The organism is Leucobacter sp. USHLN153, from assembly GCF_037145615.1.
Classification (GTDB): Bacteria; Actinomycetota; Actinomycetes; order Actinomycetales; family Microbacteriaceae; genus Leucobacter.
In genome coordinates this window covers 106,216-122,905 of record NZ_JBBCXE010000004.1, presented here as the reverse complement: position 1 = coordinate 122,905, position 16,690 = coordinate 106,216, and the positions used below count along the sequence as shown (strand labels likewise).

The window sequence follows — 16,690 nt, the reverse complement described above, 5'->3', positions numbered from 1 at the left end:
GACTTCGCCCGCGTCATCTATGAACCACGCCGCGTTCGCGATCGGCGTCTGCGCGCCCGCATTCGCGCCGTTCGCGACTCGTGCTCTATCGGCAGCGTCAATGAGCGCTTCAAGGTTGGCCCCGAGGTCGCGATCACACTCGTGCGCAAAGGATCACCTACTGAGCCCTCCGTGCGCGCGCACCCGCCCCCTACGCGGCCTTCTTGCGGAGCTTGCGGAAGAGCATCTGCCCGAGGATGAAGACGAGGTAGAGCGAGAACGCCACATTGCCCCAGAACGGATCGATCCACACCGCGAAGATCGACCCGATCGGCACGCAGATGCAGGCGGCGAGACCGACGAAGGCCGCGGCGCGCAGGTCCACGTTCTTCCGACGAAGATTGCCGAGCGTGCCAGAGATCGAGCCCGGGATCATCATGAGGAGCGACGTGCCCTTCGCGATGAGGTCGCTCGACCCGAAGAAGAACATGAGCACCGGCACCACGACGACGCCGCCGCCCACGCCGAGCACGCCGGAGAGGATGCCCGTGATGAAACCGGTCACGATCAACCCGATCACGCTCAGCACGCCGAGCTCGATCGAGTCATCGCGCTCGGGCACCACGAACCAGAGGCTCACGATGACAACCGCCAAGAAGGCCATGAAAGCCCACTGAACGAACCCGACGGGGAGCTTCTGCAGCAGGTGGCTACCGAGCTGCGCACCACCGATGATGCCGACCGCGAGGCAGATCGCTGCGATCCAGTCCACATGGCCCTGAATGGCGTAGGTCGTAGCTCCCACGATCGCGGTGGGCAGGATCGCCGCGACCGACGTGCCTGCCGAGAGCTTCTGGGGCATGCTGAGCCACAGCGCCAGTGCCGGCACGATGATCGTGCCGCCGCCGATCCCAAAGAGGCCCGACAGCAGTCCGCCGGCGATGCCGACGAGGAGCAGCGGGAAGATGCTGGGGCGGACGGTCTCTGGGTTCATTATCTCTTGTACTTTCGTCATGCTGCGTGGAACTCCAGTCGTTGCGTTAGGCGGGGACGACGATTGCGGATCCGTCGGATCGCGGGTCGCTCGCTGCCTCGTAGCCATCGGGGAGCACACGAATGAGGTTCGAGTGCCCGAGATCTTCGGTGTACCGGGGCACGACGTTCACTTCGAAACCGGCGGCGGCGATTGACTCGTGCGCGGCGGCGTCCACGTTTTCCTCGATCATCACCGACACTCCATTCTCCGGGCTCAGCTCGTTCACCATCCAGCGCGGTGCGTGCGTGGCCTGCTCCGGGGTGGCGCCCGCGAGCGCATGCAGCAGGAGCTGCGCGTGGATCTGCGGCTGTGCGGATCCGCCCATCGTCGCGGGTACCCAGGCGAGTTCATCTCCGCGCATGATGAGCACGGGCATGAGCGTGTGGCGCGGCCGCTTGCCACCTGCGAAGCGGTTCGGCGCCTCGGGGTCGAGCGAGAACGAGGTGCCTCGGTTCTGGAAGACGATGCCGGTATCGGGCTCGAGAATGTGGGCTCCGAAGCTCCAGTACACGGAGTTGATGAACGAAACCGCCCAGCCGTCCGCGCTGATCGCCGCGAAACCAACAGTGTCGCCGCTCGCCTTCGCCTCACCGATAACCGGGAAGTGCGGATCCGGCAGCTGCACCAGTTCCTCGCCACTCAAGCCACCGAAATCGGAGTCCGCAAGGGCGGCCGCGCGCACCGAGTTCGCCGCGTGGAACGCCTTCGCGAGCTCGCCCGCCCCGGCGCCCAGCGGATCCTCGATGCCGGCGCCACCGTCGGCGCCCGAGATCGCGTTGAGCGCGCGGAGCAGCATGAAGCCGGAGGTGTTCGGCGGCCCGGTGAGCACGCGAAGCCCATCGAAGCTGCCCTCGAGCGGCTCGCCCCAGAAGGCGCTGAAGTTCGCGGCGTCCTCGGCGGTGATCTTCGAGCCGAGGCGCTGGAGGCCCGCGATCCACTTCTGCGCGGTCTCCCCCTCGTAGAATTCAGCGGATCCGCCCGCCGCGATGCGCCGCAGTGTTTCAGCGAGCGCGGGCTGCTTCACGGTCTCCCCTTCGCCGAGGGGCTCGCCGCCGGGGTAGAAGATGGCACGCGCGCCCGGATCCTGCTCGAGCGTCTCGCGATCATCGATAAGTGCGGCCGCGATGGAACGAGCCGCGGGGTGCTCTTCGGCGTGCTTGATGGCTGCGGTGAAGTGATCCGCCCAACTCAGCTTCGCCCCGTACTCATGCAGCGAATTCCAACCGCAAATGCCACCCGGGACGGTCACCGTGTCGATGCCGCGGAGCGGAAGCGCGTCGCCGTGCTTCTCGCGAAGCGCCTCGAGCGTCTGCCCGGCGGGGGCCACGCCGGTCGCGTTGAGAAAGCGCACCTCGCCCTCTGGGCTTCGCACCAGCGCGACGAGGTCGCCGCCGAGCGCCACGTTATTCGGGTAGACCACGCAGAGTGTTGCGGCAGCGGCGAGGGCAGCGTCGATCGCGTTGCCTCCCGCTTCGAGTGCGGCTGCGCCCGCCTCCGTCGCGAGGTGGTGGGAGGTCGAGATGGCGCCCTTCGCGCCGAATGCTGCGGTCACTGCTGCTTCGTTCCCTTCGTTGTCGCCGCCTCGGCGATCTGATTGCTGATATCGAGCACGTGCGCTCGCGCTTCCTGCTCGGCAAGCTCGGCATTGCCGTCTGCGATCGCCTCGAAGATGCGGCGGTGCGCGGCGCTTGACGCCTGTCGACGAGCCTTCGTCTGGTACCGGCCCGCGCGGCTCGGCGCGATCTGGCTCGCAATGTGCTCGTTGATGAGCGCGAGCAGGGGGTTGTGGGCGTACTGCGCGATCGCCTGGTGGAACGCTCGGTCGAGGTCGGCGTAGCGTTCCTTCGACACGTCGCTTTCCATCGACTCGACGAGTTCCCGGAGCTGCGCGACGTCGCGCGGGGTGGCGCGCGATGCGGTGATGCGTGCAATGGGCGGCTCGATGATGGCGCGCAGTTCCATGATCTCGTGAAGCTCCGGGTTCAGCGTGGCAGCGATCCCGATCGCGCTCTCGAGCGTCGTCGCGCGCTCACCCGGCTTCAGCACGATCGTGCCGCGACCGGGCTTCCGATCGATGAAGCCTCGGTTCTCCAGTTCTCGCAGTGCTTCTCTCACCGACACTCGAGAGATTCCGAAGTGCTGGGCGAGTTCGCGCTCCGCGGGCAACTTCTCTCCCGGGGCAAGTTCCCCTTCGAGGATCAGGCGTTCAAGATCAACCGAGATGCGGTCCGGGAGGGAGAGCGTCACTGCGTGACCCACCGAGTTCCAATCCATCTTCGACTCCGTTCGTTCGTTTTCAGCTCCGCGACAGTGCGGAATATCTCCGTCCCGTCACGATCATGGGTCCGCGTTGACGCGCTGACCGAATCGGGAGTATCGTACGTATTCAGGTTCGGTAGATGGTCCTACCAACTGATGATTGCAGCATACACCTCAAGCCGCTCATCACCACGAACTCGTTCAAAGAAGAAAGAGACACCATGACATTCACTACCTCACGCGCGGGACGCTTCGCGAAGCTCGGCGCCCTCGTCGCGGTCGCCGGACTTTCCCTGTCCCTCGCCGCGTGCAGCGGCGGATCCTCCGACTCGGAGGATTCCGGCGACGCATCCTCCTCGAGCAGCTCGGAAGCAAAGCTCTCGACTCCGACCATCATCAAGGAGGGCAACCTCACCGTCTGCACCGGTGACTCGCCGCCCAACATCTACTACGACGAGAACAACGAGCTCATCGGTGTCGAGATCGACCTCGCAAAGGCATTCGCCGAGCGTCTCGGGCTCAAGACCGTACTCGAGGAGTACAACTTCTCTGGCCTGATCCCCGCTCTGCAGGCCAAGCAGTGCGACGTCATCATGGGCTCGCTCTACATCAAGCCGGAGCGCGAGGAGATCGCGAACTTCGTGCCGTACCTGTACTCGGGCACCGGAGTCGGCGTTAGCAAGGAGAACCCTGCGGATGTGACCGGGTTCGATGAGAGCCTCTGCGGCGTCAAGGTGGTCGCGATCACCGGAGCCACCGGCGGCAGCGGCGCCGAAGAGCTGTCGAAGAAGTGCGAGGCAGACGGCAAGGAGCCGCTCGACATCACGCTCGTCGACGAGGGTGTCAACGCAGTGCAGCAGGTGATCGCCGGGCAGGTCGAGGCGTTCGTCGACACGTCCGAGATCATGGGCTTCTACCAGAAGCAGACCGACGGCGACATCAGCATGGTGGGTGAGCCCTCCGACAAGATCCGTATTGGGGCCGCAACGCTCAAGGACAACTCGGAACTGAACAAGGCGCTCGACGAGACCTTCCAGTCGATGATCGACGACGGCAGCTACCTCGAGATCCTCGAGAAGTGGGACGTCGAGTCGAACGACATCACGAAGGCCGAATAGACCCCGGTTCGGTGGGGGCGCTCGCCCTCACCGAACCCCTTCCGCACAGGGACACATAACGCATGAAATTCGACTGGACATATTTCTGGGACGCTCTGTTCACTCCGAACGAGAGCTTCCTGAATGGCCTCTGGCTCACCATCAGCATCTCCGTCATCGCGATGGCGCTCGCTCTGATCCTGGGTCTCATCATCGCCCTGATGGGCCGCAGCCGCTTCATCGTGCTGCGCATCATCGCGAGCCTCTACATCTGGATCATCCGCGGCACCCCGGTGCTCGTCCAGCTCGTCATTCTTTACACCGGCCTCGCAGCGGCCAACATCTTCCGCTTCGAAGACATCACCGTCGGGATCCTCGTGAAGGGCGCGGTTCAGGCCGCCATCATCGGTCTCATGCTCAATGAGAGCGCTTACATCTCCGAGATCGTTCGCGGCGGTCTCGAGTCGATCGAGAAGGGCCAGACCGAGGCGGCGCTTTCGCTCGGCATGACGGGGCTCGGCGCGATGCGCTGGATCATCGTGCCGCAGGCGATCCGCGTGATGGTTCCTCCGCTGGGCAACTCGTTCAACGGGCTCATGAAGAGCACCTCGATTCTTTCCATCATCGGCGTCGCGGAGATGTTCCAGGTCGGCAGCACCATGGCCGCTTCGACGTTCAAGGCGTTCGAGATCTTCATCGTTATTGCGCTCTACTACTTGGCGCTCACCACGATCTGGACCGTGATCCAGACCTGGATCGAGAACTGGCTCAACGCGAAGGCGGGGCTGCCCAAGGCCGAGTCGATCTGGAAGCGACTCTTCGGCGCGCGCAGCAAGCGTGATCGCATCGCCCCGAAGAACCCGCTCTCCGAGCTTGAAGGAGTCTCCGCATGAGCGCGACCGAGTACACCACGCCCGTTTCCGTCACAGACGGCCCGATCGTTCGCACGGTCGACGTGAACAAGTGGTTCGACGACCGGCACATTCTCACGGACGTCTCCCTCGAGATCGCTCGCGGCGAGGTGGTCGTGCTCGTCGGACCGTCGGGTGCGGGCAAGACGACGTTCCTGCGCACGCTCAATCGACTCGAGCAGATCGAAAGCGGCGAGATCTACATCAACGGCGAGCGGATCGGCGAGACCGTGCGCGAGAACGGGCGTTCAGTGCCGATCTCGGAGAAGGCACTCGCGAAGCAGCGTTCGAACATCGGCTTCGTCTTCCAGCACTTCAATCTCTTCCCGCACATGACGGTGCTCGAGAACATCTGGCATTCGCCCGTGCGGGTGAAGGGTGAGAAGAAGACGGTCGCTGTCGCCTACGCCAAGGAGTTACTGGAGCGCGTTGGGCTCTCCGACAAGGCAGACGCCCGTCCCCGCTCACTCTCGGGCGGCCAGCAGCAGCGCGTTGCGATCGCACGCGCGCTCGCAATGCGCCCGGCGCTGATGCTCTTCGACGAGCCGACTTCGGCACTCGATCCCGAGATGGTCGGCGAGGTGCTCCAGGTCATGAAGGATCTGGCCGCGGCCGGAATGACGATGATCGTCGTCAGCCACGAGATGGGCTTCACCCGCGAGGTGGCGGATCGGGTCGTGGTGATGGACGCCGGAACGATCATCGAGCAGGGCGACCCGGAGCTCGTCTTCACGAACCCGAGTCACGATCGGACGCGGCAGTTCCTCTCGAAGATCCTCTGAAACGGGAGTAGTGATGAGCACGGTCTTTCGCCGCCCTTCCGGCACCCTGTTCAATGCCCCGCACGCGACTTCGGCCGCTGGCGCGCGAGCAGCAGTGCTCGGAGTCCCGTTCGACATGGGCTCGCACCCCAATCGCATCGGCGGGAGAGGAGGCCCCTCCCATGTGCGGGCCTCCTCCCTGCTGGTCGCCGAGGCCGCCGAGGATCTCGGCGTCAACCCCATCGAGCACCTCGGTCTCGTCGATCTCGGCGACGTCGATGTGACGCCGGGTCAGGTGTCGCAGGCATTCGAGCGCATCGCAGCGGAGGTCGGGCGAATCCTCGATGAAGGCGCACTCCCGATCACGCTGGGTGGTGACGGGGCGGTCACGCTGCCCCAGCTCCGTGAGACGCATCGTCGGCACGAAGACCTCGTTCTCGTGCACTTCGATGCTCACACTGATGCCTACGATCTCTTCGAACCCGAAGAGTTCAATAACGCCAACTCCTTCGTGCACGCGGCTCGAGAAGGAGTCGTCGATGTGGCGCGGTCATTCCACGTCGGCATCCGAGACACGGCGCTCGGAGGCGAAGCCGGGGTGATCGGTTTTGCCGAAGAGCTGGGTTACCACGTGCGACCCATGAGCGACGTACGCGAGCGGGGCATTGCAGACGTGCTGCGCGAGATCAACGACGTCGTCGGTGCGCGTCCGGTGTACCTGTGCTGGGACATGGATGTCTTCGACCCCTCGGTCGCGCCCGGCGTTGTTACTCCCGCTTGGGGTGGCCTCTCCACCGCCGAGGGGCTCGAACTGTTGCGAGGTGTCTCTCGGTTGAATGTCGTGGTCTGCGATGTCAACACGGTATCGCCGCCCCACGACGTCGCGGGCCAGACGGGAAGCCTTGCCGCGCATGTCATTCTCGAGTTTCTCAAGGCGGTCGTCGAGCGTTAGGCGCGCTCACCTCACGAGACCGACTTCTTCACGAATTTCCCGCTCCTCACGGGGGTGCAGGATCAGCGGTGCCGAGCGTGAAATGCGCCCGGCACCGCTTTTGTCGTTTCTCCGCAAGGTACTCTCGACGCCGCTTTTGACACTCATCGTCGACCTCGATACGCTGTGATTCGTTCATCAGTTGGTCCGACCAACTTGCCGCGTCACTGGCGGGGCAGCCCGGCACGGGACCAACCGCGACTGTGCACCGCATCGCAGCGGGCACTCACCCCTGGAGTACCAATGGCGAAATCCTCCCCTACCGAGACCTCGGCAGCGCACACGAAACTTGCGACCGAGAACATCGGGGTCACCGACGCGCTCGGCGTCGTCACCGACGAAGCGAAGCCCAGCGGCCTGCTCACCCTTTCCTCCGCCGAGATGTGGGAGCGCTTCAGCTTCTACGGGCTCCAGGTGCTGCTCGCCTACTACCTGTACTACTCGCTCTCCGACGGCGGCCTCGGCCTACCGCAACCCGTCGCACTCGGCATCGCCGGCGCGTACGGCGGCCTGGTCTACATCGCGCAGATCGTTGGCGCGTGGATCGCCGACCGCGTGCTTGCGCCGCGATACGTCGTGCTGATCGGAGGAAGCGCGATCCTCGCCGGTCACATCATGCTCGCCGTCGTGCCGGGACTCATCGGACTCGTAATCGGTCTCGCGCTCATCGTCGTGGGCACGGGCGGCTTGAAGGTCAACACCACGATGATGGTCGGCGCGCTGTACCCGAAGGGCGGCGCGAAGCGCGACGCAGGCTATGCCATCTACTACATGGGCATCACGATCGGCGCGTTCTTCGGACCGCTCCTCACGGGCTGGCTGCACCAGGAGTGGGGATTCCACGTCGCATTCGGTGCGGCCGCAGTCGGCATGGCCGCGGGCTTGATCCAGTACGCCATCGGCATGGGCAAGCTCCCCGCGAGCACCGCCGTCGTACCGAACCCCCTGCCCGCTCAGCAGCGCGTCAAGTGGATGCTGATCTCGCTCGTCGCCATCGCGATCATCGCGGTTGCGATCGCAACCGGTGTGGTGCGCGCGGAGAACATCAGCAATGCGGTGGCGCTCATCGTGCTCCTCGCCGCAATCGCCTTCTTCACCATGCTGCTGACGAACAAGCAGGTCACGGCAGGCGAGCGTTGTTCGGTGGTCCGTTACATTCCGGTCTTCCTGATGAGCCTGGTCTTCTGGACGCTGTTGTTCCAGCTGTTCACGGCTTTCGCCGTCTACGCGGACACGAAGATTCAGCTCTCGGCCGGCGCCCTCACCATTCCGCCTACCCTGATCGTCACGCTCGAGAGCCTCGCGGTCGCCGGCATCACTGCGCTGCTCGCGGTTCTCTGGACCAAGAGCCGGGCCGCGCGCATGCAGCCCGTCCCGAAGCTCATTATCGGCGTTGTCGCTATGGCGTTCGGCGCCGCGCTCATCGTGCCGTTCAGCCTGAGCTCCGGTCAGTCGATGCCGCTCCTCGCAACCATTCCCGTCATGCTGCTCTTCGCATTCGGCGAGGCCATGTTCGCACCATCGGCGCTGTCGTTCACCGCCGAGCTCGCGCCGCGCGCGGCGAACGCGCAGATGACCGCGCTGTACTTCCTCACGATGGCCGGCGGATCGACGCTTTCGGGGTGGATCTCGGGCCTCTACCAGCCGGGAGCCGAGGGCCAGTACTTCAGCGTCGTCGCGATCACCTCGTTCGTCACGATCGCCGTGCTCGGTCTCGCCTACCGCGTGGTCGACACGCGCCTCCGCACCGCGTAGCGCCGCGCGCCTACACCCCGAAGTGCGACGCGACGCCTTCCAGCACCCCTGGCTCACGCCATCGCGGTGACGGAACGCTGTCGCGGAGCACGCGGGTGTACGCCACGTGAGGGTTGGAGAGCACCGACGCGGTTGTACCGCTTTCCACGAACTTGCCTCGGTGCGTGCCCCGAATGGCGCTTATTTGTCGCCCGCGTTGATCGTCGCCTCCATGCGAGCGCCCGATTCGAGGACCGCGGACCCAAGAATTTCCCCGTAGGTGCCATCCTTGATCAGAGAATCCAGTCCCGCCTGGATCGCCTCAGTCATGCTGCTTCCCTTCGCGGTGGCCGGTGTAATTTCCATCGGTGTAGAGGTAGTCGTTGGGAGGATACGCAAGAGAGCTCCCGATCGTCAGCTCTCCAGACTTCTCGACCTCCGCGGGTAGCAGATCCGCGGCCTTCTGATCGACCTCAATCCCATCGAGCGCACTCGCGTCGCTCGCCTCGTTCGCCCCTTCGGTGTTGGTGCACCCTGTCAGTGACAGAACTGCGGCGGCGAAAAGCGCAGGGACCGCGTACTACAACTTCATCGATTTGATCTCAATCGGTGCGGCGGCTACTGCGGGTCGAGGCCGAGGTCGTCGAGGCCGATCGCGTAGCGGTACTCGTATCCAGCCTCTTCGATGCGGGCCTTGGCCGGGGCCTGGCGATCGACCACGACTGCGACCGCCGCAATCTCAGCACCGACCTTCTTGAGTGCCTCGATCGCCTTCAGCGGCGAGCCGCCCGTCGTCGACGTGTCCTCCACGACGACCACGCGCTTGCCGGCGAGGTCCGGTCCCTCGACCTGACGGCCGCGTCCGTGATCCTTGGGCTCCTTGCGCACGACGAACGAGTCGTACACCTTGCCCTGCGCGACGCCCTGATGCATGATCGCCGACGCGATCGGATCCGCACCCATGGTGAGCCCGCCGACCGCGACCACACCGTCGATGTCATCGATCAGATCGAGCATGACCTGACCGATGAGGGGAGCAGCGCGATGGTCGAGGCTCAACTTACGCAGGTCGATGTAGTACGTCGCCTTCTTGCCGCTCGTCAGCGTGAAATCTCCGTGGAAGACAGCCTCGCTCGTAATGAGATCGATGAGCTGTTCGCGCGCAGTGGTCATGGCGTCGATTCTAGCGGCGCGTCGAGCAGCTCAGGCGAGCGAGCAGCTCGACGCGCGTGCTCATCTCACGCTCTCGAGGAAGTTACGCGTACGCTGCCTGCGCGGTCGATCGATAACCTCTTCCGCAGGCCCCGCCTCGACGATCACGCCGCCGTCCATGAATGCCACCTGATCGGCGACCCCTCGCGCGAACCCGATCTCATGAGTCACCACGATCATCGTCATGCCATCATCGGCGAGCGCGCGCATCACGTCGAGAACGTCACCCACCAATTCGGGATCGAGGGCGCTCGTCGGCTCATCGAACAACATCAGCTTTGGGTCCATGGCCAGCGCCCGCGCGATCGCCACCCGCTGCTGCTGCCCTCCGGAAAGCTGCGCCGGATAGTGCCCGGCGAAATCGGCGAGCCCCACACGGCCGAGCAGCTCCCGTGCTCGTTCCCTCGCCCGAGCCTTCGAACGGCCGGCCACCCCGATCGGCGCCTCGCACACGTTGTCGAGTGCTGTCATGTGCGGGAACAAGTTGAAGCGCTGAAACACCATGCCGATATTGCGCCGCTGCTTCGCGATCTGCCGAGGGCTCATCTCATGAGTCTTCGAGCCCACCTGTCGATAGCCGATGAGGTCGCCGTCGACGAGGATCCGCCCCCCGTCGATCGTCTCGAGGTGATTCACGCAGCGCAACAGGGTCGACTTGCCAGAGCCCGACGGCCCCAGCAGAACAGTGACCGTGCCCGCCGGCACCGCGAGCGATACGTCCCGAAGTACCTGGTGAGCGCCGAAGCTCTTGCGCACACGCCGGATCTCGACAAGCGCATCCCGCGCCGGGCGTGCCGACCCCACTCCCGTGGTCTCAGCAGTTGTATCTTGCAGGGTCATTTCTCGACTACCTCCACCTTCGTCGTCGCGGGTGCTGGTTCCGGCCCCGGCCTGCGTGAGTCGACCATGGCCCGCACGCGCTGGAACGGGGTCGGGGGAAGCGCGCGCGAGGCTCCGCGGCCGTAGCGGCGCTCGAGGTAGTACTGAGGGATCGAGAGCACGCTCGTCATGAAGAGGTACCACGCACTCACCACGATGAGGAGCTCGACCTGCTTGAGGTTGGACGATGAAATCACCGATGCCTGGGTGTAGAGCTCCATCACTGCGATCACCGAGAGCAGTGACGTATTCTTCAGCATCGAGATGAGTTCATTGCCCATGGGCGGAATGATGACGCGCATCGCCTGCGGCAGGAGCACCCGTCGGAACGTGTATAGGGGAGCCATTCCGAGTGAGTACGCGGCCTCGCGCTGACCATCGTCGACGGACATCATGCCGGCACGTACGATCTCGGACGAGTACGCCGCCTGGTTGAGCGTCAACGCGAGCAAACCGGCGATGAACGGCGTCACCAGCGAGTTCGTTTCGACGGACCAGAAGACCACCTCGGTGAATGGGACGCCGAGCACGATCCGGTCGAACAGCAGCCCGAGGTATCCCCACAGCACGATTTGCACGAGCACTGGGGTACCGCGGAACGCCCAGACATACAGCCAGGCGACACTCGAGAGGACGGGATTCGAGGCGAGACGCATTGCTGCGATCACAATCGCCAGCAAGGTCGAGACCGCCATTGAGATCACCGTGATCACGATCGTCAGCCAAACTCCCTCGAGAATCCGCTGGTCGAACAGGAAGTGACCCACGGTGCCGAAGTCGAGATTCGGGTTGGTGGCGATCACGTAGACAACAGCGGCGAGGACGAGGAGCACGACGACCGCACTGATCCAGCGCCACGGCCGCCGGAGCGGGATCGCCTCGACGTCGTCCTCATTGGAGAGCGCAGGGATCGCCGCTCCCTCGAGGGCCGAAACCGGAGCGCTCATGATGCGTCGGCTCCCTGATTGACCTCGGCGGACTCTACGGCGTAAGCGTCGATGTTATTTCGCTCGAGCACCTCCTGATAGGTGCCCTCATCGATGAGCGCCTGCAGCGCCTGCTGGACGGCCTCGATGAGTTCGGTGTCGTCTTTCAGTATGCCGATACCGCTGTAGACGGGGTTGAAGCCGGCGGGGTTCTCGGGGTCGCGCACGATCTCGAACGCCTGACCATCGTCCGTCGTCGCAACAACGTACTCAGCGACAACTGCGTCGGCGGTGTAGGCCTGGCTCTTCCCCGCACGCAGTGCGGTCTGCGCGTCGAGGTCGCTCGGCAGTTCCATGACGTTCACATCACAGTCCATTGCGCGGAGCAGGTCGCCCTGAACGGTCGCTTTCTGCACCGACACCGTCTTACCGCACAGATCGCGTTGGGTACTGATTCCCTCGGGGTTCCCCCGCTTTACGGCGATCGCGAATCCACCGTGTGTGTAATCGACGAAGCTCAGGGTCTTCTGCCGCTCCGGGGTGTCGTTCATTCCGCTCATAATGATGTCGTTCTTGTTCGCTTGCAGCGACGGGATCACGGAGTCGAACGCCTGCTTGTTCAAAGAAACATCGATGCCGAGCTTCTGACCGAGCAGACGTCCGAGCTCGGGATCGAAGCCGATCTCGCGGTTATTCTCGTCGTACATCGCCATCGGCGGGAATGGGATGTCCACCGCGATGTTGATGACCCCCGCTTCGACGACGTCGTCGGGAAGCAGTTCGGCCAGCGAGTCGTCCGCGGTGGTGCTGATCTCGTCACCGGCGGGCAGACCCGAGGACGCCGATTCGGCGTGTTCGTCGGCAGAACCCGATCCTGAACATCCGGACAGCGCAAGCGCCGCGGCAGCGGCGGCGGCGAGCAGGGTGAGGGGCAACTTCGTCATGTTCAGTTCCTTCGTCATTGAGAGGTGTCGTGAATGTTTCGGTTTTGCTGGTCGGCACCGGGTGCTACTACACCGCGGGAGAATGCAGCGCGAGCATGTCGTCGTAGGTCTCGCGACGAGCGACAAGGCGTGCCTCACCCTCGCGCACGAAGACGATGGCGGGCTTGAGCGCCCCGTTGTAGTTGTTGGACATCGTGTAGGAGTACGCGCCGGTGGTCGCCATCGCGACGAGATCTCCCACCTGCGCCTCGGGGAAGTCGGCGCCGTCGATGAGCAGATCTCCCGACTCGCACTGCCGCCCGACGAGCTGTACGCGCTCCGTCCACGGTTCATGGATTCGGTTGGCGATCACTGCTTCGTACCGCTGCCCGGTGAGCGCGATATCGAGTTGATCGGCCATGCCCCCGTCGACGGCGACGAACACGTCTCCCGTGCGCTTGACCGAGACGACGCGGTAGAGCGTGATTCCGGCGCGTGCAACGACGGAACGCCCTGGTTCGATCATGAGCCGCGCGGAATGGGGCAAGTGGTCGGCGGCAGCCGCTACGACTGCGTCGAGATACGCGTCGACGCTGGGCGCGTCTTCGTCGTACGTGTATTTCACACCGAGGCCGCCGCCGACATCGTAGGTGTCGAAGGTTCCCGCGGAGGAGATGTTCTCGACCGCTTCGGCGAACTGACGGGTGTTGAGGATCTGGGAGCCGATATGGAGGTGCACACCTTCAAACACCATGAGCGGGTGCGCGCGCATACGCTCGATCGCTGCGGTCGCCTGGTCCATCGGGAGACCGAACTTCGAACGATCTCCGCCGGTGGCTTGGGAAGCGTGAGTCTCAGCTTCAACACCCGGGATCACTCGCAGCAGGAGCTTCTGCGGGCGCGTGAGCAGCCGCTCCAACCGATCGAGCTCGTCATCGTTGTCGACGATGATAGTGCCGATGCCGGCGTCGAGCGCCATCTGCAGTTCGTCATCGGTCTTCGCATTGCCATGGAAGTGCAACCGCTCGGGCGCGACGCCCGCAGCGAGAGCGAGCCGCAGCTCGCCGCCCCCCGCGACATCGACCGACATTCCTTCTTCCTGTGCCACGCGATACATCCCGACGACCGGAAGCGATTTCGATGCGAAGAGCACCTCCGAGTTCGGCCAGCGGCCCCGCAAGCCGTCGACGAATCGGCGGATCTGCCGTCGGAGGCCCGTCTCATCAATGACGTGGAGCGGGGTACCGTAGCGCTCGGCGAGCGTGGCGACGGGCACTCCCCCAACTTCGAGCACTCCGTCTGCCGACGCGGAGGATTCTTCCGGGAACACCTCCCAGAGTTCACCCAATCGGGTGCCCTCGGGAGCGGGTCGGGTCTCGTGCATGTGTGCCTCCATCTGCGTCGTTGCGTGACCACACTATGCGGGGCACGCGCAGCATATTTTGTGGTTTTCGCATATCTTTATGGGATGGATATGCCTTCTTCTCCAATTGGGTTTTCGGACGGCATTCCAATCGACGAATTGCTCGACCTCCTCGAACCCGGGATCGCAACTCCGATCGGCTCCTCCCGCCCCAGCCGCCTGGTGCGCGGCGCCGAGTTTTACGATGCGCGAGATGCGATCCCGGACGAAGCGGACCTACTGCTCCTCATTCCCTCTCCGCGCGTACTGCCCGTGGAGCAGATCGAGGAACTTGCGCTCCTCGCTGCGCGTCACGCAGCGGTCGGTCTCGTCGTCAAGTGCGGCGATAACGACGTCGCCTCCCTCGAACAGATCGCGGAGCGCATCGGCATCCCATTCATTCGCATCGCTGACCATGTGAGTTGGCGGCTCTTCGATTCTCTGCTCGCGCAGGCCCTGGGTGAGCGACGCCACCGCGACGACGCGCACCGCGATCGAGGTCTCGAGCCTTTATTCGCGCTCGCCAACGAGCTTGCTGAGCATTTCGGAGGTTCGGTAGCGATTGAGGATCTCGGTAGGCGCGTCATCGCGTACTCGTCAGTGCCCGGCCAGCTCATCGACCGTCTCCGCACCCAGGGGATCCTCACCCGCGAGGTCCCCGATTCCCCGTTCAATGACGACCAGTACCGCACAGTGCTGCGCTCGGATGCTCCGATCAAGTACCCGCGGCTCGGTGATGAGGAGCCGCGAGTGGCGTTCGCGGTGCGCGCAGGAGCGTTGCCTCTCGGCACCATCTGGGCGATCGACGCGAGCGGGGAGTCGGAACTCACCGACGAACAGGACGCGAGGATCCGCGCGGCCGCATCCGTCGCGGCCGCGCACCTGCTCGGCGATATCCATGCGCGGCGCACCACGCATATTCCGCGCGAGGCCCGCCTTCGTACGCTGCTCGACGGCAGCGAGGTCACGGGCTCAGAACTGGCGGAGCTCGGTCACCGCGAGGAGCGCGGCAGCGAACTCCTCGTCTTCTCGCCGGAACCAGACGCCCCGAATACCACGCTCGCGCAATTGCGATCGACTGTGCAGAGGCACCTCGCGCTGCACCGCCCCGAATCCGTGACCGTGGTTCGAGGCGACCGCGTCTATGCGCTCGTCGCGCATCAGCCCATGCTGCCGATATCGGGACTTATTGAACCTCTGCTTCCCGTCATCGACCGGCTCGTGGGGCCCGGGACCCTGCTCGCCCTCCCTGGGACTGCTCACCGGTCGGGAGAGGTCTCGGCGCTGCGGCAGCTCGGCGACCGCCTGCTCGACACGGCGGAGCGCCATCAGGGAAGCATCCCCGAACGCGTCGTCACGATCGACGCCGCCCGCACCCTGCTCCTGCTCGAGCGCGCCGAGGCGATGTTTACTGCCGAACCCGAACTGCTCGCACCCGCGCTCGTCGCACTCGAAACGCACGAGGGCGCCCTCGCCGAGACGCTCGAAGCGTGGTGCGCGAACCTCGGTAACGTCGCACGCACGGCACGCGCGGTCGCGGTCCACGAGAATACGGTGCGGTACCGTATGCGTCACATCGAGGACAAGTTCGGCGTCGACCTCTCGACACCTGACCTGCTCCTCACGACGTGGCTCCAGCTTCGCGCACTGCGAATCGCCGGGAAGAAGAACCCCAGATGAACGCTCGCCTTTCAGACGATGCCCCAGAAGAGTCGCCCCGTCGCAAACCGGACGCCGGGGGCGGTAGGTCGCAGCTCGAGCGACTCGCGGCGCTGTTCCACGCGGCGCCCCTCGCGGTGCTCACGGGTGCCGGGATCAGCACGGACTCGGGCATCCCCGACTACCGGGGCGAGGGCACTCCCCCGCGCACCCCGATGAGCATCTCCCAGTTCATGGACGACCCGGCGTACCGTCGTCGCTTCTGGGCCGGCGCCCGCGTGAACGCCCTGCACACCGGCCACGTCGCGCCCAACTCAGGCCACCTCGCGCTCGCGCGCTTCGAGGCGGCCGGACTCACGAACGGGGTGATCACGCAGAACGTCGACAACCTCCATCGGCGGGCAGGATCCCGGAGCGTCGTCGAGCTGCACGGCAACGGGAGTGCGATCCGCTGCACCGAGAACGGACACCGCTTCACGCGCGACGAGGTGCTCGGGTGGTTCGACCGGGCCAACCCCGGATTCGCCGAGCGCAATGCCGACGCGGAGATCGCGCCCGATGGGGATGCGCGCGTGACGGGTACCGAGACGGTGACTGAGCCGCGCTGCCCGGCGTGCGGCTCGATCCTGCGCCCCGACGTGGTCTACTTCGGCGAGTTCGTGCCGAAGCCGGTCTTCGAGGCCGCCGAGGGGCTCGTCGCTGAGGCGGGTGGGCTGCTGCTCATCGGCACGTCGCTCGCGGTGAACACCGGGATCCGCCTTGTGCATCGGGCGCAGCTGCGCCGTATCCCGATCGCGGTGATCAACCGCGGGCCGACCGCCGTGGACGAGCGCGAATCGGTGACCGTCCGCATCGAGGGCGGCGCCGCAGAGGTGCTCGAGGATCTGGAGCGCCTGCTGCGCTGAGCGGCGCCCGTAGTCC

At 64.9% G+C, this 16,690-nt stretch carries 16 protein-coding genes; 7 read left to right on the top strand and 9 right to left on the bottom strand.

Annotation, left to right across the window (positions count from 1 at the left end):
• Positions 1 to 190: 190 nt before the first annotated feature.
• Genes WFH00_RS08500 through WFH00_RS08490 form a run of 3 tightly spaced genes read right to left on the bottom strand, consistent with a single transcriptional unit; the run spans position 191 to position 3,289 of the window.
• Positions 191 to 973 (bottom strand): sulfite exporter TauE/SafE family protein, encoded by a 783-nt coding sequence (locus WFH00_RS08500; protein ID WP_336660374.1) that lies wholly within the window; start codon positions 971 to 973, stop codon positions 191 to 193.
• A gap of 46 nt (positions 974 to 1,019) precedes the next feature.
• Positions 1,020 to 2,567, bottom strand: a complete 1,548-nt coding sequence (locus WFH00_RS08495) for a gamma-glutamyltransferase family protein (RefSeq protein WP_336660372.1) — start codon at positions 2,565 to 2,567, stop codon at positions 1,020 to 1,022.
• Positions 2,564 to 3,289 (bottom strand): FadR/GntR family transcriptional regulator, encoded by a 726-nt coding sequence (locus tag WFH00_RS08490; protein ID WP_336660371.1) that lies wholly within the window; start codon positions 3,287 to 3,289, stop codon positions 2,564 to 2,566. Before WFH00_RS08490 ends, WFH00_RS08495 begins: the two co-directional genes overlap by 4 nt.
• Before the next feature lie 206 nt (positions 3,290 to 3,495).
• Between WFH00_RS08490 and WFH00_RS08485 the strand changes: the two genes are divergently transcribed.
• From WFH00_RS08485 to WFH00_RS08465, 5 genes are all read left to right on the top strand, one after another.
• Positions 3,496 to 4,392 carry an ABC transporter substrate-binding protein gene (locus WFH00_RS08485; RefSeq protein ID WP_336660370.1) on the top strand — a complete coding sequence of 299 codons (897 nt, stop codon included), beginning with the start codon at positions 3,496 to 3,498 and terminating at the stop codon, positions 4,390 to 4,392.
• A gap of 62 nt (positions 4,393 to 4,454) precedes the next feature.
• Entirely contained in the window at positions 4,455 to 5,264 is an 810-nt protein-coding gene (locus tag WFH00_RS08480) for an amino acid ABC transporter permease (RefSeq protein ID WP_336660369.1), read from the top strand.
• Positions 5,261 to 6,064: an amino acid ABC transporter ATP-binding protein gene (locus tag WFH00_RS08475; protein WP_336660368.1), complete on the top strand. Its 804-nt coding sequence runs from the start codon at positions 5,261 to 5,263 to the stop codon at positions 6,062 to 6,064. Before WFH00_RS08480 ends, WFH00_RS08475 begins: the two co-directional genes overlap by 4 nt.
• 13 nt (positions 6,065 to 6,077) lie before the next feature.
• Complete coding sequence (locus WFH00_RS08470) at positions 6,078 to 6,995, top strand: arginase family protein (protein ID WP_336660367.1); 918 nt, start codon at positions 6,078 to 6,080, stop codon at positions 6,993 to 6,995.
• A gap of 282 nt (positions 6,996 to 7,277) precedes the next feature.
• Positions 7,278 to 8,789, top strand: a complete 1,512-nt coding sequence (locus WFH00_RS08465) for a peptide MFS transporter (RefSeq protein ID WP_336660366.1) — start codon at positions 7,278 to 7,280, stop codon at positions 8,787 to 8,789.
• Between the two features lie 180 nt (positions 8,790 to 8,969).
• Here the strand turns inward: WFH00_RS08465 and WFH00_RS08460 are convergent, their stop codons facing one another.
• The 6 genes from WFH00_RS08460 to lysA form a co-directional block, all read right to left on the bottom strand.
• A complete protein-coding gene (locus tag WFH00_RS08460; RefSeq protein WP_336660365.1) occupies positions 8,970 to 9,098 on the bottom strand; it encodes a hypothetical protein in 129 nt (42 codons plus the stop codon).
• A 288-nt stretch (positions 9,099 to 9,386) separates the two neighbouring features.
• Positions 9,387 to 9,941, bottom strand: a complete 555-nt coding sequence (pyrE, locus tag WFH00_RS08455; protein ID WP_336660364.1) for an orotate phosphoribosyltransferase — start codon at positions 9,939 to 9,941, stop codon at positions 9,387 to 9,389.
• A 60-nt stretch (positions 9,942 to 10,001) separates the two neighbouring features.
• Positions 10,002 to 10,820, bottom strand: coding sequence for an amino acid ABC transporter ATP-binding protein (locus WFH00_RS08450; RefSeq protein WP_336660363.1), 819 nt, complete (start codon positions 10,818 to 10,820; stop codon positions 10,002 to 10,004).
• Positions 10,817 to 11,806 carry an amino acid ABC transporter permease gene (locus WFH00_RS08445; RefSeq protein WP_336660362.1) on the bottom strand — a complete coding sequence of 330 codons (990 nt, stop codon included), beginning with the start codon at positions 11,804 to 11,806 and terminating at the stop codon, positions 10,817 to 10,819. Before WFH00_RS08445 ends, WFH00_RS08450 begins: the two co-directional genes overlap by 4 nt.
• Positions 11,803 to 12,729, bottom strand: coding sequence for an ABC transporter substrate-binding protein (locus WFH00_RS08440; RefSeq protein ID WP_336660361.1), 927 nt, complete (start codon positions 12,727 to 12,729; stop codon positions 11,803 to 11,805). The genes WFH00_RS08445 and WFH00_RS08440 overlap by 4 nt, the downstream gene beginning before the upstream one ends.
• Before the next feature lie 67 nt (positions 12,730 to 12,796).
• Positions 12,797 to 14,092 (bottom strand): diaminopimelate decarboxylase, encoded by a 1,296-nt coding sequence (lysA, locus tag WFH00_RS08435; RefSeq protein WP_336660360.1) that lies wholly within the window; start codon positions 14,090 to 14,092, stop codon positions 12,797 to 12,799.
• A 90-nt stretch (positions 14,093 to 14,182) separates the two neighbouring features.
• On the opposite strand from lysA, the gene WFH00_RS08430 reads away from it, so the two are divergent.
• Both WFH00_RS08430 and WFH00_RS08425 read left to right on the top strand, forming a co-directional pair.
• A complete protein-coding gene (locus tag WFH00_RS08430; protein WP_336660359.1) occupies positions 14,183 to 15,790 on the top strand; it encodes a PucR family transcriptional regulator in 1,608 nt (535 codons plus the stop codon).
• Positions 15,787 to 16,674 carry a Sir2 family NAD-dependent protein deacetylase gene (locus tag WFH00_RS08425; protein ID WP_336660358.1) on the top strand — a complete coding sequence of 296 codons (888 nt, stop codon included), beginning with the start codon at positions 15,787 to 15,789 and terminating at the stop codon, positions 16,672 to 16,674. Before WFH00_RS08430 ends, WFH00_RS08425 begins: the two co-directional genes overlap by 4 nt.
• Positions 16,675 to 16,690 lie beyond the last annotated feature (16 nt).